We start from the raw sequence: 15729 nt of genomic DNA on the forward strand, positions 1-15729 counted from the left end.
GGCTCTAAAGCTACAGGCGTTTTTCTTTTTTTATTTTTATAAAAAAGAATGCGTTTTAAGTATGAAGAAACGTTTATTGAATGAAAGTGTACATAGCTAGCTTTTTAATGAATTTTCAAAGATAGATTTACTTTCATGTATAACACAGACTGTATATTATGAGAATGAAGTATAGGCATTATTAAAGTATGTAAATGAGAAATTTTTTAGTATTCAATAAAATCGACCTATCTTTTTTCGAATTGACTTACTGATGGTAAAATAAAAGAAAGGAGTCTTTCAGTAAAAAATGTAGGCAGTTACAGCTGCCTACAACGAATAAGAAAAGGAGGGGAGGCAGATGGAGCTTGATTATCAAATTCAAAATGAAAAAACAAAAATCTCTTACGGTGAAACGTTAGTTAGTCAGTTAAAAAGAATCACGATCAAGCAGCCGATACTGTTTTTAACGAATCAGCGGTATTATGATTTATTTGCAGTTAAAATTAATCAACAGTTTCTTAATCCTAACGAAATTGATTGGTATATTTGTGCCAACACACAATGCAATCATTTAACAGAGTTGAGTAATTTGCTTGCGTTTGCAAAACGTTATCCTGAAAATCAATCTTTTCTTATTATTGGATTTGGAAATGAAGGAATTATGGACTTGGCGGGTTTTTTCCAAAAGCATTCTCCACTTTTATCAACGTTATGGTTGATTCCTGTTTCCATTCGGTCTATGGCACGCGCATTGACTCCCCAACGAATGATTTTGCAACTTCCAAATAGGCTCGTTTTGCAAACACATAATCTTCCAGAACGAATTGTGTATGATCAGACAATTAGTGAAAATCAAGTAGAAGGAAAACGAATTGATTTTTTGATATTTATTTGTTGTGGATTAGTTTGTGATTATCATTTTTTACAAACTCTTTATAAAAACTATCCAACGATACGTCAGTTAACAAATCTTCCTTTTACAGGAATGCTGGAAGAAATGATCACTTTTTATCAAGTGAATGCTGAAAATCTTTCAAATTATGGTAAACTGTTTGAACAGGCTTTTTATTTAACAGAAAATGGTCATTTATTGTCTGCCAGTATGAAAAAACTTTTAGGTATTTTATTTCATCTTGTATGGAATATAAAAATAACTGATGTTCCCTTTCAATTAAAAAATTTCTTTATTTGGCTAAAACATCTAAATTATCCGATTGAGTGGCCTGAACGCCTTTTAAAAACAGATTATTTAGCAAATGTTTTGCAGCTGGCAGAAAAAAGTAAAAAAATTCTTGTTTTGAAAAATATTGGTATAATAGAAAATCATCAAATACCTAATGAACAAGAGTTAATTCAAATGATGACGTGTTATGAACAGATTATTCGTGAGATTAGAGGGGTTTAAGTTTAAATGAATACAAATAGTGAAAAAATGCTGCAAGCGTTAGTTAATGAAGATTTAATAAAAGCGCAGTCTTATCTAGAAAAAGCGTTAAAAGAAGATTCGACAGATGTATTAGCTTCACTAGGTGAAAAGCTATTAGCACTTGGCTTTTTAGAAGAAGCAAAACGCATTTATGAACAATTACTTAGTCAGTATCCTGAAAACGATGAATGGAATATTCCGTTGGCTGAGATTGCTATTGAAGACAACGAAATGGATCGAGCGTTTGAATATTTAGAACGAATTTCTAAAGAAAGCAAGGAGTATCCACAAGCATTAGTGGCTATTGCTGATTTGTACCAAGTAATTGGCATTCCGGAAGTCAGTGAAGCAAAATTGAAAGAAGCCGCAGCATTGTTGCCAGAAGAATCGTTGATTCAATTTGCTTTAGCTGAACTTTATTTTTCTGTTGATCGTTTTAAAGAAGCCGCAATGATTTATGAACGATTATTAACAATCGGCGTGGATGAATTTTCTGGTGTTTCTATCCAAGAGCGTTTTGGTCAATCGTTAAGTATGCAAGGAGAGTTTGAAGCGGCAATTGAACCATTAGAGCAAGCGTTAAAAGAAGGACGTACGGATGATCGGTTGTTTCAATTAGCTTTCGTTAATTTGCAATTAAAAGAAAATGAAAAATCCATCAATTATCTGCAAGAATTAAGGGAAGTCAATCCGCAATATCAATCACTTTATCTTTATTTAGGTCAAGCGTTACGAGAAGAAGAATTGATTGAAGAAGCTCAAAAAGTGTTAGAAGAAGGAATTCATGAAAATCCTTACCAAGTGGAGCTGTATCATCTAGCTTCAGAAAATGCTTATCGGTTGCATGAAAAAGAAAAAGCCGAAAGATTTTTGCAAAACGCTTTAGAGGTAGGAGAAAAGCAAGATGAAACGTTGCTAACGTTAAGTAATTTGTATTTAGAAAATGAACGTTATGAAGAAGCTATTTCTATCATTGAACAAATGGAGGAAACGGATAATCCATATGCCGAATGGAATTTAGCACATGCTTATAATGAATTAGAAGATTTTACTAAAGCGGCTGTTCATTATGAACAAGCTTCTCATGAATTAGAACATGAACCTGATTTTCTAAAAGAATATGCCTTTTTCCTACGAGAAGAAGGACAGCTAGCTAAAACTAAAGAGTTGCTTATACGTTATTTAGAACATGAACCTGGAGATTTGGAGGTTCTGTCCCTATTAGATGATCTAGTAAAGAGGTGAGTACAATGTTAATAGATGTAAAAGAAAAAAAAATTTTCTTAAATTGGATGGTGAATCATGTTTCCTTTAGTCGAAGAGAAGTTTTTTGGATTTTAAATTATCTTGCTAATCATGAGGCTATATTAAACAATGTTCATTTTATTGAAGGTGTAAGCCAAGCAAAACGTGGGTTGAGGCTTAGTGATTTATCTTTCAAAGAAGAGCCGATAAAGTTATTTTTAGAGGGAAAAGAATTTACGGATACGGATCAAATTTTTCATGAAATTCGTTTAAACTGGAAAAGACCTTTATATGTAGAATGCTTTTTTGAAAATGCTTGGCAGACAAAAGAGTATTTAATGGTCTTAGAAGAGAATCCTTTTGTCTCATGGAATGATTCGGTCAGTGAAGAAGACATAGAAAAAGTTGAACGTTACTTCAAAGAAAAAGAACAAGAAGCACGTTTGAAAATGCTTTATACACAAATTGATCAAGCACTTGAAGAAAATGATAAAGACGCTTTTCTTCAACTGTCTGATGAAGTGAATCAACTGATTGTAAGGTGTAATTCAGAAAATATGAAACAGCAATAAAAAAGTATAAAGTAAGTAAAATGAGCACTTTTTCTTTTCAATAAATAAGACTGTGTTTTGACCTGAGTATTAAGGAAGAAATGAGTGAATTAGCTGATTTGAATGTTTTCAACTTAATGCTTGGGGGTATTTGTAAACGAGTTTTTTAGAAGTGAAGCAGCTAGTGGAGAGTTACTTAGGTGACTCTCTTTTTATTTCATTTGCTTGACGGCGTTGCAATAATTTAATTTGTGGCTTAAGATAAGTAAAACCTTCTCCTTCAACTTCATGAACGTTAATAATGGATAGAAACGCTTTTTTATCTAAGTGATGGACAATTCGCTTGACTTCATTTAATTCACTTGAGCTAACGACCATGTAAATAATTTTTTTTTGAATGACCAGAAACTCCTCCTTCTCCAGTTAAAAAAGTGACACCGCGTTCTAGTTCCGTCATAAGAAGTGATGCAATTTCTTCGTTTTTAGTTGAAACGATGATTATTCCTTTTGCTGAATAGCCGCCGTCTAAAATAGAATCAATGACTCGACTGAAAACATAAGAAACAATTAATGTATACAACATGCGTTTCAAATCAATATAAGAAAGAGAAGCAAATAAGACGATGACGTCTAACGCTAACAGTGAACGTCCCATAGAAATGCCATAGTATTTTTCTAAAATACGTGCGATAATATCACTTCCGCCGGTTGTTCCGCCCATCCGATAAACAAGACCGCTTCCGGTTCCTGCAATCACCCCGGCTAACAATGAAACAATTAATAAATCATGCTGAAGATTGATTTGTAAAGGAACGCGTTGCCATATCCACAAAAAAGTTGACAGAAAGATCGTTCCTAAAATCGTATAGACAAAAGATCGCTTTCCTAAAATTTTTCCTCCAAGTAAAATTAAAGGAATATTGATTAAAAGTGTAGAATAGGCGGGATCAATGCCAAATAAAGCACGCAAAATTAAGGTGATTCCTGAAACTCCTCCTTCTGCTAAATTATTGGCAATATTTAAATAAACAAGTCCAAAAGCATAAATACTTGTGCCAACAATAATCAGAACGACTTCTTTTAATGTTTTTATTGAGACCACGCAATCCCTCCTTAATTGAGATAGATCTTTTCAAAAGATTACATTACTTAATGTAGCATGGAATCCTCCTTTTCTCAATCGCTCTTTTCTAGGATTTATCAAGAATTTTTGGTAATATGTAATATAAAGAAGAAAGGCGGAGAAGAAATAATGAATGAGCGTTCTTTAAGCAGCATGCAACAAGAAGTAGATGAGTATATCCAACAATTTAAAGTAGGCTATTTTTCCCCATTAGCACAGATGGCTCGTTTAACAGAAGAGATCGGTGAATTGGCTAGGGAGGTCAATCATACATATGGCGAAAAAAAGAAAAAAGTGACTGAACATGAAAATTCAGTAGATGAAGAATTAGGTGATGTCTTATTTGTCATTTTGTCTATGGCAAATTCGTTAGAAATTGATTTAACGGAAGTATTTGAAAAAAATATGGAAAAATTTAATCGAAGAGACCACAATCGATTTGAAAGAAAAGCAAAAAAGAATAAGTAGAGAACAAAAGAGGGGAAAAAATGAAATTAAAAAAATTACCGCCAGAGTATGAAAAAGCGATCCCTGTATTGAATAAATTAGAACAAGCAGGGTTTCAAGCTTATTTTGTTGGTGGAAGTGTCAGAGATATTCTTTTAAAGCAAGAAATTCATGATGTAGATATTGCTACTAGTGCATTTCCAGAAGAAGTTAAACAGCTTTTTCCAAGAACTATTGACATTGGTATTGAACATGGCACGGTACTAGTATTAGTGAATGAAGAGCAATATGAAATAACGACATTTCGTACAGAATCTGCTTATCAAGATTATAGACGCCCGGATCATGTAGAGTTTGTACGCTCACTTGAGGAAGATTTGAAACGGCGTGATTTTACGATTAATGCGTTTGCTTTAAAAGAAGATGGTCAAATCATTGATTTTTTTGATGGTTTATCCGATTTAAAGCGCCAAATACTGCGAGCAGTAGGAAACCCTAAGGAACGTTTTCACGAGGATGCTTTGCGAATGATGCGCGGGATTCGTTTTGTCAGTCAGTTAGGATTTAAGCTAGAACAAGAGACGGCAATTGCGATTCAAGAAAACCACCCGTTGCTAGAAAAAATCTCGGTGGAACGAATCAATGTAGAATTTATTAAAATGTTGTTAGGAAAAGAACGCTCCGTTGGCATAAAAACGTTTGTTGAGACGCAGTGCTACATTTATTGTCCGGGATTAAGAGAATATGGTGAAGCGTTGTTGCGTTTTTCAGACTTGCCGAATGAATCATTAAAAACTGAAAGTCAGGCGTGGACTTTATTAATCGATCAATTAGCACTTCAAGAAAATCAAGTTCGTTTTTTCTTAAAACAATGGAAATGTTCCAATCAAATGATTAAAGAAGTGCAGTTGTTGGTTTTTGGACTTAATCGGCGAAAAAAAAGGCTGCTGGATGCACAGACTTTGTATCATTTAGGAAAAGAAGCGGCATTAAAAGTAGAAGAACTGATGTTTTATTTTGGTGAAATGCCCCAACTAAAAAAAGTCGCACAACAGTATGACCGACTGCCCATTAAATCAATGGGAGAACTCGCAATTGATGGAAAAATGCTTCTGACTGAAAGTGGCAAGAAACCTGGAAAATGGATTAGTGAAGCGCTACAATTAGCTGAAGAGGCGGTGGTTGCAGCAAAAGTGGTGAATAAAAGCGATGAATTATTTGTTTATTTAAAACAAAATAACACTTTCTGATTCAATTTTTTCAACGAATATTTTATAATAAAAGATGAGTTATACTGGAAAATTTAGTTTTTTTAATAGAATATATTTTTTAAACAACAACTTTCGATGTGACGTAAGTAGGAAATTTATGCTAATATAAGAGTGCATTAGAATAAATGACGTCAAAAGGAGATTTTTTTATGAGTAAAGAAATGACAGCGCTAAAATTTTATTTCCGAAACGGCGAGACGTGGACAATTGATCGCCGTCATATTGGTGATCTATGGATCAAGCAGATAACAACAAGTTTTGGGCGCATCAACGGCAGTGAATTTATAGAAATTCATCCATGTGCTGGTTTTAAAATTGAAATTTTTCATGAAGGTGACTCTGTTGCAACCCATGACATTAACTTGGGTGGATTAGAAATGGGCATGTTTCATCGTGCATTAAAATATGAAGATATTGAACGAATGGAAATCCTTTATCGTAACGGTACTCCGGATCTTGTTTATTTTCCTTATCTTGATAAAGGAACAGAAGGATTGGACAACAAATATCAGTCAACGAAGATAAGTGAAAAAACTGGGAATCTTTACATTGTTATCAACCCAGAACAACGTGTGGAAGATATCTACGGCGAATATTTTGAATAAATTAAAGCAACGCTAAAAAAGGAGTGTTAATTTTGGCTCAGCTCCTTTTTTAGCTTTTTTCAGTACTTGCTATTTTAGTTTTTTTGGAATAGAATAGGGTACTGAAATTTAAGCAAATTTCGTACCTTTTTAAAAGCATCTACTCTTGTATAAGAAACTTGGTGTACATAACTTTTTTACGAATAGATGCTTGATGATAGCAAGCGAAGTTTGCATCTAGGAGAACTAAAAATGAGAAAGAGTTTTGAAGTACAAAAAAAACTATTGCAAGCTCGTTACGGCACATTTACTGTGGAAGATCGTCGCCAAATTCTTTGCAAGCTACGTAAAAGAAATATTCTCATGTATCGCCAACTTGAACGGTTAAAACATGACTTACTTCGTTTGGAATCAAAACGAGTGCAATGTGAATTAGAAGGAAATGCCGTTCAAGCAGAAGCAGTAGAAAATAAAATATTAAAAAAGAAAGAACAATTTCTAAAGGTGCTCGCTCAAAATAAAAAATAAAGGGGATGGACCATGGAATTTGCCGAGTTAGTAATCGTATTTGCAGTAACAATCACGCTATCTAACATAGCTAGCCGCATTTTACCAACGATCCCAGCTCCACTGATTCAAATATTTCTTGGAATTATTTTAGGGTTAACCAAATGGGGGCAATTGATTAACTTTGAACCAGAACTCTTTTTGGTCATGATCATTGCTCCGTTACTTTTTCGTGAAGGAGAAAAAGCAGACGTTTCGTCCATTCTTAAAAACTTTGATACGATTTTATTTTTGGCTTTTGGTGGGGTCATTCTCACGTTAGTCGGAGTGGGAATCACGTTATCGTTTTTATTGCCGAGTGTTCCTTTAGCTGCTTGTTTTGCATTTGGTGCAGCGCTTGGACCGACGGATGCTGTTGCAGTAAGTTCTTTGTCCGGTCGAGTAAACATTCCTAAAAAAGCCATGCATATTTTAGAAGGAGAGGGGCTATTAAATGATGCCTCAGGTGTTACAGCCTTCCAGTTTGCTTTGGCAGCGTTGATTACGGGTTCGTTTTCTGCAGTCCATGCGGGATGGAGTTTAGTTTTTTCCAGTATTGGCGGAGCAGTCGTAGGTTTTTTACTTGTATGGGTCAAAAGAAGAGTGATCAATTTGATTGAAAAAGCTTCTGCTAGAGATGTAACGGGTTATCTATTAATTGAATTGCTGTTGCCGTTTTTAGCTTATGTGCTAGCAGAAGTAGTGAACGTTTCAGGAATTATTGCCGCAGTAGTAGCAGGGATATTGCAAGCTTCCGGATTTAGAAAAATCTCAGTGTTTGATGCGGAATTGTCGAGTTTGTCTGATAGCACATGGACAACGATTACCTTTACACTTAACGCATTAGTATTTATTTTTTTAGGAATTGAGTTAACACAAGTTTTTTCTCCTGTATGGGGCGACGGTCTTTATTCAAATTGGCTGCTTTTATGGACGATTTTACTGATCTCTGTTATTTTATTTGTGATTCGGTTTATTTCAATTGGTCTTTTTTATCTATTTAAAAATAAAGGAGAAAACGTAAAAGGACAATTGAATGAAATACTAATTTTGACTTTTGGCGGTGTAAAAGGAACGGTTAGCTTAGCCACGATCTTTATTCTGCCTTTTTCGATCAATAATCTATTTTTTTACCAACGTTCGTTATTGCTATTTTTAACTGCTGGTGTTATCTTAGTGACGTTGATTGTAGGAATGATTATTTTGCCTATACTGACAGAAACCGAAAAAACAGTAAAAATGGATCTAAATGCGTTGATGATTTTGGAAGATGTGGTAGAAGTATTAAAAAATGAACTGAAAACTCTAGAAAAAGATTCAAAAGAATATTTAGCGACAGAAGCAGTTATTGAAAATTATCAAGACCGCATACGTGATTTATACTTAAAAGGTCTTTCAGAAGATGAAAAACAAGAAGTACAAGAAATTCAAGCATTAATTTTGTCGATTGAACGGGATGGATTAGATGAAAGTTATCGTTCTGGACAGCTTTCTTCAAGTGGTTATCGCTTTTATTCGCGTTTTCTTTCAAATTTTGAACATTCAATTACTAGTCAGTTTCTCTCATTTGTTGGTTTCTGGTTTATTTTTGTTCGGCGATTGATTCGGATCATTTTACATCCCAAAATGTTTTGGCAACGACAAAAAGCAGATCGAAAAACATTGATTTCAGAAAAAGACATCCAAGGAATTCGCACAACCTATCAAAAAAATACCCAGCTAATTATAGAAAGCTTAGAAAACTTAACCGACGTATATAATGAAACAACGGTAGACTTTTTTATTCAACAAAGAAAAATTCAAGGAATAAAAATGGTTTCTGGCAACTTAATTTCTGCTTGGATGATTCAGCAAGACAGTCTTTATTCTAAAAAGATGTTACGAGGTTATTATCTTGAACGTAAAATCGTTGATGAATATGAAGAAGCAGAAAAAATTACAACTTTTTCTGCAAATCGTTATCGAAAAAATATCAATTTGCTTGAATCTTATACGATGAATCAACCAATGAATGATTTTTCCTATCGGTTTGTGTTACGTGCAAGAAAGCGTTCAGTTTCTGCTAAGAAATTGAAATAAAGAGCGTGCGGGTTGCGGGGACTTTCTTATCAAGCGAGTGTTACTGTACTTTAAAATAGCAACAAACAGTCAAGAGTTATTGATTGTTTGTTGCTATTTACGTAATAATACAGCGTTGCCAGCCAAAGTTTTCAAAAAACTCTTTCTTTTAATATAAAAAACATCTGTTATTAATTTATTTTATGATACAATGACCAAGATGAGGAGGGAATGGATTGAAAGAATTAAAAGTAACTGACCTCAATAAAACCTATGGAGAAAAAGAATTGTTTCATCAAATTTCTTTTTTGATTCATGAAAAAGATCGAATTGGTTTGATTGGAACGAATGGAACTGGAAAAACAAGTCTATTAAATGTTTTAGCCGGTGTTGATAGTGGAGAAGGCGATGGACAAACGTTTTTTTATCCAAGTGATTATCGAATTGGCTATCTGTCGCAAACAGCAGAATTTTCTGATGAATTGACAGTTCTTCAAGCTGTATTTCAAGGAGATAGTTCCTTGATTCGTACGGTAAAGGAGTATGAAGAAGCTCTAATGGCGTTAGCTGAAAATAGCGAAGAAAAGAGCATCCAAGAGCGATATTTAAAAGCAGAAGAGCAAATGAATAAAGAGGATGCGTGGTCAACAGATACAAATGCAAAGATTGTTTTACAGAAATTAGGAATCAGTGAACTCAATCAATCCATCAGTACACTTTCAGGTGGACAAAAGAAACGGGTAAGTTTAGCAAAAGTTTTAATTGATGAACCTGATTTATTGCTATTAGATGAGCCGACAAATCATTTAGATTATGAAGCTATCGAATGGTTAGAAAACTATTTAAAACAGTACCGTGGTGCTTTATTGATGGTTACTCACGATCGTTATTTCCTAGATCGCGTGACGAATCGAATTTTTGAGCTTTCTTTTGGTAAACTTCATGAATACAAAGGAAACTATGAAGCATATCTTTTAGAAAAAGCTGAAAGAGAACGTGTAGAGATTGAACAAGAAGAAAAACGTAAACGGTTGTATAAACAAGAATTAGCTTGGATGAGAGCCGGTGTTCAAGCACGGGGTACGAAGCAGCAAGCTCGTATCAATCGATTTGAACAGCTCAAAGAAAATCTTTACCAAGTAAATCATGAAGAAGAGTTAGAATTAAATATTGCGACGAAACGTTTAGGAAAGAAAGTACTGGAAATTAAAAATGGACGTTATTTAATTGATGAACATTTATTGTTTGATCGGTTAAATTTGCTAATTCAATCAAGAGAACGTTTAGGAATAACTGGAAAAAATGGGGCTGGTAAATCAACTTTATTGAATATTCTAGCAGGACGACTTTCTTTAGATGAGGGCATTTTTACAGTTGGAGAAACGGTTCGTATTGCTTATTATACACAAGAAAATGAAGAAATGGATCCAGAAAAACGATTGATTGCTTATTTACAAGAAGCAGCAGAAGAAGCACAAACGACAGATGGTACATCCATCGGTATTGCGGAATTACTGGAAAGATTTCTATTTCCTCGGTTTATGCACGGCACATTGATTAAAAAGTTATCAGGCGGTGAAAAACGTCGGCTTTATTTATTGAAATTACTGGTTCAACAACCTAATGTTTTATTATTAGATGAACCAACAAATGATCTAGATATTGCGACGTTGACAATCTTAGAAGAATACTTTAAGAACTTTCCGGGAGCAGTAATTACGGTGTCTCATGATCGCTATTTTTTAGACAAAGTTGCAGAAAAATTACTTGTTTTTCAAGGAAATGCCAAACAAGAGTTATATTACGGTGACATGTCGAGTTATTTAATGAAGAAAAAAGAAGTGAAACAAAAAGAAGAGCATCCACCCTTTGAAAAAGAAAAGAGTATTCCTTCAATTAAAAAGAAACTCTCTTATATGGAGCAAAAAGAATGGGAAACAATTGAAGATGAAATTGCAGAATTAGAAGAAAAAATGATTGTGCTTCAAGAGAAAATGACACAGCAAGGCGATAATTTCATCCGTTTACAAGAACTACAAATGGAAGTTTCAGAGGTTGAAAAAAAATTGGAAGAGAAAATGATTCGTTGGGAATACTTAAGCGAATGGGCAGAAGATTAGGAGGAAAAAATGGAACAAGCATACCTTGATTTAGGCAGAAAATTACTAGAAGAAGGACAGGTAAAAGGCGACCGAACGGGTACAGGAACACGTAGTATTTTTGGCTATCAAATGCGTTTTAATCTCCAAAAAGGTTTCCCGCTATTAACTACAAAACGTGTTCCTTTTGGATTGATTAAAAGCGAATTGTTATGGTTTTTAAAAGGAGATACTAATATACGCTATCTATTACAAAATAACAACCACATATGGGACGAATGGGCATTTGAACGTTACATTAAAAGTGATGCGTATCAAGGTCCAGATATGACAGATTTTGGTCACAGAAGTTTAATCGACCCTGAATTTAATGTACGTTACAAAGAACAAAGTCGTTTATTTTGTGAAAAAATTTTGAAAGATGAAGTGTTTGCCGAAAAGCATGGTGACTTAGGACATATCTATGGGTATCAATGGCGCCATTGGGAAAAAAAAGATGGACGTTTTATTGACCAAATTAACGAAGTCATCACAGCAATTAAAAAAACACCAGATTCAAGACGTTTGATTGTTTCTGCATGGAACCCAGAAGATGTACCTAGTATGGCTTTGCCGCCGTGTCACACCATGTTCCAATTTTACGTTTACGATGGACGTTTGAGTTGCCAACTTTATCAACGTAGTGGCGATGTATTCCTTGGTGTACCTTTTAATATTGCAAGTTATGCTTTATTAACTCATTTAATTGCTCATGAAACAGGGTTGAAAGTTGGAGAATTTATTCATACGTTAGGTGATGCCCATTTATATTTAAACCATACAGAACAAATGAAGGAACAGCTTTCAAGAGAAGTACGTGCTTTTCCTCAATTGATTTTAAATACAGAAAAAAAATCTGTGTTTGATTTTGAAATGGATGATATAAAAGTAGAAGGTTATAATCCGCATCCTGCAATTAAAGCGCCTATTGCGGTATAGCCGTAGAAAGGATGAGTAGATGTTAGCGGCAATTTGGGCACAAGATGAAAACGGTTTGATCGGCAAAGAGGATAAACTTCCTTGGCGATTGCCGAGTGATTTGAAATTTTTTAAGCAAATGACCAAAGAAAATACTTTAGTAATGGGAAGAAAAACATTTGAGGGAATGGGAAGTCGTCCGCTACCTAATCGTCAGACGATCGTTATGACACGAGACAAAAACTACCAAGCAGATCACGTGACGGTGATGCACGATCTAGAAGAAGTACTAGAATATGAACAAAAGACTGACGGTATTTTATTTATTGCTGGTGGATCAGTGATTTACAAAGAATTCCTTCCCTTTTGTACGGTATTGTATCGGACTGTCATTCATCATTCTTTTAAAGGAGATACGTATTTTCCGGATATTGATTGGAATAAATGGTCATTAATCAATATCAGTCAAGGGAAAACGGATGAAAAAAATCCTTATGATCATCAATTTGAAACCTATCAACGAAAAGAAAGTGAATAAATTTTGTCTTGTGTGTTTTTTTGAGTTTGCGCAACATTTTAACGTATAGTTTTTTTTAGGAGCGCATCAATAATCAAAACAAATGATTTTCACAAGAACGGCGTTACTTCTAGAGGTATTTAATGAAAAAAATTTTGTTGTCTGTTATACTAAAAAAAGAAATTGTCTTTTTTTATTTACTCTAAGTAAACAAAAGGCATCTTGTTAAAGGAAGAGTGAGAAAGTATGACAAACGTAAAAATCGTAACAGATTCTTCTTGTACAATGGAAAAAACTGTGCGAGATAATCTAAATATCCAAGTGATGCCATTAGCAATAATGATTGATGGTGTTGTTTATCCTGATGATGATCAATTGGGTGGAGAAAAATTTATGGAGATGATGGCGCAAGCAAAAACGTTACCTAAAACAAGTCAACCGCCAATTGGTGAATTTATTTCGATGTATGATTCTCTTGGAGCAGATGGCAGTGAGGTCTTATCTATTCACATGACGAAAGGCTTGAGTGGAACTGTTGAAGCAGCTCGTCAAGCTAGCAACCTAACCAAAACAAAAGTGACGGTGATTGATAGTGACACAACTGATCAAGGATTATCCTTTCAAGTGATTCGTGCAGCAGAACTAGCAAAAGAAGGAAAAACTTTAGATGAAATTCTTGCAGAAATCAAAAAAATTAAAGAGAATACAAAATTGTATATAGGAATTTCCACTTTAGATAATTTAGTAAAAGGTGGGCGCATCAGTCGAACAACTGGCTTGCTTTCAAGTGTATTAAATATTCGCGCTGTCATGAACTTTACTCACGGGGAATTGATTCCAGTTACTAAAGGACGTGGAAAGAAAACATTTGATAAATGGTTTAATCAGTTAAAAAAGGAATTAAAAGAAAAAAACAATGTTCGCCAAATTGGTATTTCTCATGCAGATGCCCAAGAATTAGCGCAAGAATTTAAAGAAGGTTTGCAAGAAATATTTCCTGAAATGGCTATTCCCGTATTACACACTAACCCAGTGATCGCAACTCATACAGGAAAAAATGCATTTGCAATCATGTATTACATTGACTAATTTATTAGGATAAATCAGAGGCTGACTAGCCGTTGGTTTTATCCTTTTTTTATTCTATTCTTTTTTATTTTTTATAAACTATACATTTTTATTTAAATTTTTGATAATATATGTAACAATTGAACGCGGTGAGGTGAATCACATGAAATTAACAAGACGTTTGTTATGGCTTATTTTGTTCCCAATACTTATTGCTAGTGTTGTTTATGCTAGTTTAACACTATCTCTACCAAAAGCTAAGCCTCTATTGAAGCCCGTAGCAATTAGTCGCTTTGCAGATCAAAAGAAAAAAATTCATTATGTAGCTATTGGTGATTCGTTAACTGAAGGGATAGGAGATCAAACAAAACAAGGTGGTTTTGTTCCACTGGTCGCCGATGACTTGAAAGAACGCTATAATTTGACTGCTGTTGAGATTGAAAACTATGGAGTAAATGGAGAACGAAGCGACCAAATTTTAAAACGAATCAAGAAAAAAGAAGAAATTCAACGAAATATAAAAACAGCTGATTTAATTACCTTGACTGTCGGCGGGAATGATTTAATGAAAGTCATCCAAAATGATTTGTTAGGCATCCGTGTTGAATCTTTTAAAAAACCGTTAAAAAAATACCAAGAAAATTTAAAAAATTTGATTGAAGAGATCAGAACATTAAATGATCATGTTCCTTTGTATATTCTTGGTATCTATAACCCATTTTATTTGAATTTCCCAGAAATAACTGACATGCAGACCGTCGTAAATGATTGGAATGCTGGTACTGAAGCAGTAGTCAAACATTTTAGTCATTGCTATTTCATTCCAATCAATGAGTTGTTGTACCAAGGTTTAAATCAAGAGTCTGAATCATCAGAAGAGACAGAACAATCAAGTACTAAAGGAAGCTCTTCAAGTATAAAAAATAATGTCTTGTATGAAGGAGATCACTTTCATCCTAATAATTTAGGATACCAGTTAATGGCAAATGCAGTGCGAGATAAACTAATTGACACTCAGGAACAATGGTTGCCTAAGGAGGACAAATAAAAATGGAAAAAGTTTCAAAAAATAGTTCTATGGAAGGCAAAGAAAAATATTATTGGAAATGGGCTTTTTTGCTCCTTTTAGGTGTTGTTTTTGGATTGAGTCTTTTTTTAGGTACACGTATTTTTGCGAATCGCGAGCCGGATTTTGCAGAGATACCGCCCATTACTCAAAGGCAAGGAGAACCAGTATTAACCATCAATACGAACAAAAAAAAGGTCAATCAGATCATTAGCTTTTTCTTGTCGGAATATCAAAAAGATCAGGAGATTGAATATACGTTTTATCTCGAAAACGAAGCGATGCTAAATGGCACATTTGAAGTGTTGGGATTTCCTATTAATTTTTATCTTTATTTTGATCCTTATATGATGGAAAACGGGAATGTCCAATTAAAGGCAAAAAGTCTTTCCATTGGCACGTTAAGTTTACCGATTAAAGATGTGATGAATATGATTAAGCGTAACTATAAAATCCCTGAGTGGATTGATATAAATACAGAAGATTTAACAGTCATGCTTCGATTAGATCATTTTCGCATGCAAAACGGTATGTACATCAAAACAGACAAAATTGATTTAGTAAATGATGATATTCGCTTCAGTTTATATTTACCAAAAGATAGCGGTACCGACAAAGAGCATAAAACATCAAAAGATAAAAAGAAAAACCACATAGATTCAACGAACAAAATGAATGATCGTAGCATCAAAACAAAGGAACGACTATTTTTGTAGGTAGCTATTTTGATGCGTTGTTTTTTCAAGAAACGATCCGCTTATAGCTAGCAAGTATATCAAGTCATGCATG

14 protein-coding genes and 1 pseudogene are annotated in these 15729 nt (G+C 34.1%); 14 read left to right on the plus strand and 1 reads right to left on the minus strand.

Annotation, left to right across the window (positions count from 1 at the left end; genetic code table 11):
• The first annotated feature begins 340 nt into the window (after nucleotides 1-340).
• Genes RV14_RS05710 through RV14_RS05720 form a run of 3 tightly spaced genes read left to right on the plus strand, consistent with a single transcriptional unit; the run spans nucleotide 341 to nucleotide 3225 of the window.
• Complete coding sequence (locus tag RV14_RS05710) at nucleotides 341-1387, plus strand: hypothetical protein (RefSeq protein ID WP_071855334.1); 1047 nt, start codon at nucleotides 341-343, stop codon at nucleotides 1385-1387.
• Between the two features lie 6 nt (nucleotides 1388-1393).
• Entirely contained in the window at nucleotides 1394-2653 is a 1260-nt protein-coding gene (locus RV14_RS05715) for a tetratricopeptide repeat protein (RefSeq protein ID WP_071855335.1), read from the plus strand.
• Nucleotides 2654-2658: 5 nt separating this feature from the next.
• Nucleotides 2659-3225, plus strand: a complete 567-nt coding sequence (locus RV14_RS05720) for a YpiB family protein (protein WP_071855336.1) — start codon at nucleotides 2659-2661, stop codon at nucleotides 3223-3225.
• A 171-nt stretch (nucleotides 3226-3396) separates the two neighbouring features.
• On the opposite strand, the pseudogene RV14_RS05725 reads toward RV14_RS05720, so the two are convergent.
• A pseudogene (locus RV14_RS05725) lies at nucleotides 3397-4306 on the minus strand (YitT family protein).
• Nucleotides 4307-4453: 147 nt separating this feature from the next.
• Here RV14_RS05725 and RV14_RS05730 point away from each other — a divergent pair.
• The 11 genes from RV14_RS05730 (at nucleotide 4454) to RV14_RS05780 (ending at nucleotide 15656) form a co-directional block, all read left to right on the plus strand.
• Complete coding sequence (locus tag RV14_RS05730; protein WP_143139740.1) at nucleotides 4454-4795, plus strand: nucleotide pyrophosphohydrolase; 342 nt, start codon at nucleotides 4454-4456, stop codon at nucleotides 4793-4795.
• 20 nt (nucleotides 4796-4815) lie between these two features.
• Nucleotides 4816-6024: a CCA tRNA nucleotidyltransferase gene (locus RV14_RS05735; RefSeq protein WP_071855338.1), complete on the plus strand. Its 1209-nt coding sequence runs from the start codon at nucleotides 4816-4818 to the stop codon at nucleotides 6022-6024.
• A 170-nt stretch (nucleotides 6025-6194) separates the two neighbouring features.
• Complete coding sequence (locus RV14_RS05740; RefSeq protein WP_071855339.1) at nucleotides 6195-6650, plus strand: hypothetical protein; 456 nt, start codon at nucleotides 6195-6197, stop codon at nucleotides 6648-6650.
• Nucleotides 6651-6881: 231 nt separating this feature from the next.
• On the plus strand, nucleotides 6882-7157 hold the full coding sequence (locus RV14_RS05745; protein WP_071855340.1) for a hypothetical protein: 276 nt from the start codon (nucleotides 6882-6884) through the stop codon (nucleotides 7155-7157).
• A gap of 12 nt (nucleotides 7158-7169) precedes the next feature.
• Entirely contained in the window at nucleotides 7170-9254 is a 2085-nt protein-coding gene (locus RV14_RS05750) for a cation:proton antiporter (protein WP_071855341.1), read from the plus strand.
• 215 nt (nucleotides 9255-9469) lie between these two features.
• Nucleotides 9470-11353 carry an ABC-F family ATP-binding cassette domain-containing protein gene (locus tag RV14_RS05755; protein ID WP_071855342.1) on the plus strand — a complete coding sequence of 628 codons (1884 nt, stop codon included), beginning with the start codon at nucleotides 9470-9472 and terminating at the stop codon, nucleotides 11351-11353.
• 9 nt (nucleotides 11354-11362) lie between these two features.
• Nucleotides 11363-12310, plus strand: coding sequence for a thymidylate synthase (locus RV14_RS05760; protein ID WP_071855343.1), 948 nt, complete (start codon nucleotides 11363-11365; stop codon nucleotides 12308-12310).
• A gap of 19 nt (nucleotides 12311-12329) precedes the next feature.
• Nucleotides 12330-12827: a dihydrofolate reductase gene (locus tag RV14_RS05765; RefSeq protein WP_071855344.1), complete on the plus strand. Its 498-nt coding sequence runs from the start codon at nucleotides 12330-12332 to the stop codon at nucleotides 12825-12827.
• A gap of 225 nt (nucleotides 12828-13052) precedes the next feature.
• Nucleotides 13053-13895 (plus strand): DegV family protein, encoded by an 843-nt coding sequence (locus RV14_RS05770; protein WP_071855345.1) that lies wholly within the window; start codon nucleotides 13053-13055, stop codon nucleotides 13893-13895.
• 142 nt (nucleotides 13896-14037) lie between these two features.
• On the plus strand, nucleotides 14038-14922 hold the full coding sequence (locus RV14_RS05775; RefSeq protein WP_071855346.1) for an SGNH/GDSL hydrolase family protein: 885 nt from the start codon (nucleotides 14038-14040) through the stop codon (nucleotides 14920-14922).
• 2 nt (nucleotides 14923-14924) lie between these two features.
• Nucleotides 14925-15656, plus strand: coding sequence for a YpmS family protein (locus RV14_RS05780; RefSeq protein WP_071855347.1), 732 nt, complete (start codon nucleotides 14925-14927; stop codon nucleotides 15654-15656).
• Nucleotides 15657-15729: the final 73 nt, after the last annotated feature.

The organism is Enterococcus ratti (assembly GCF_001886195.1).
GTDB lineage: Bacteria > Bacillota > Bacilli > Lactobacillales > Enterococcaceae > Enterococcus_B > Enterococcus_B ratti.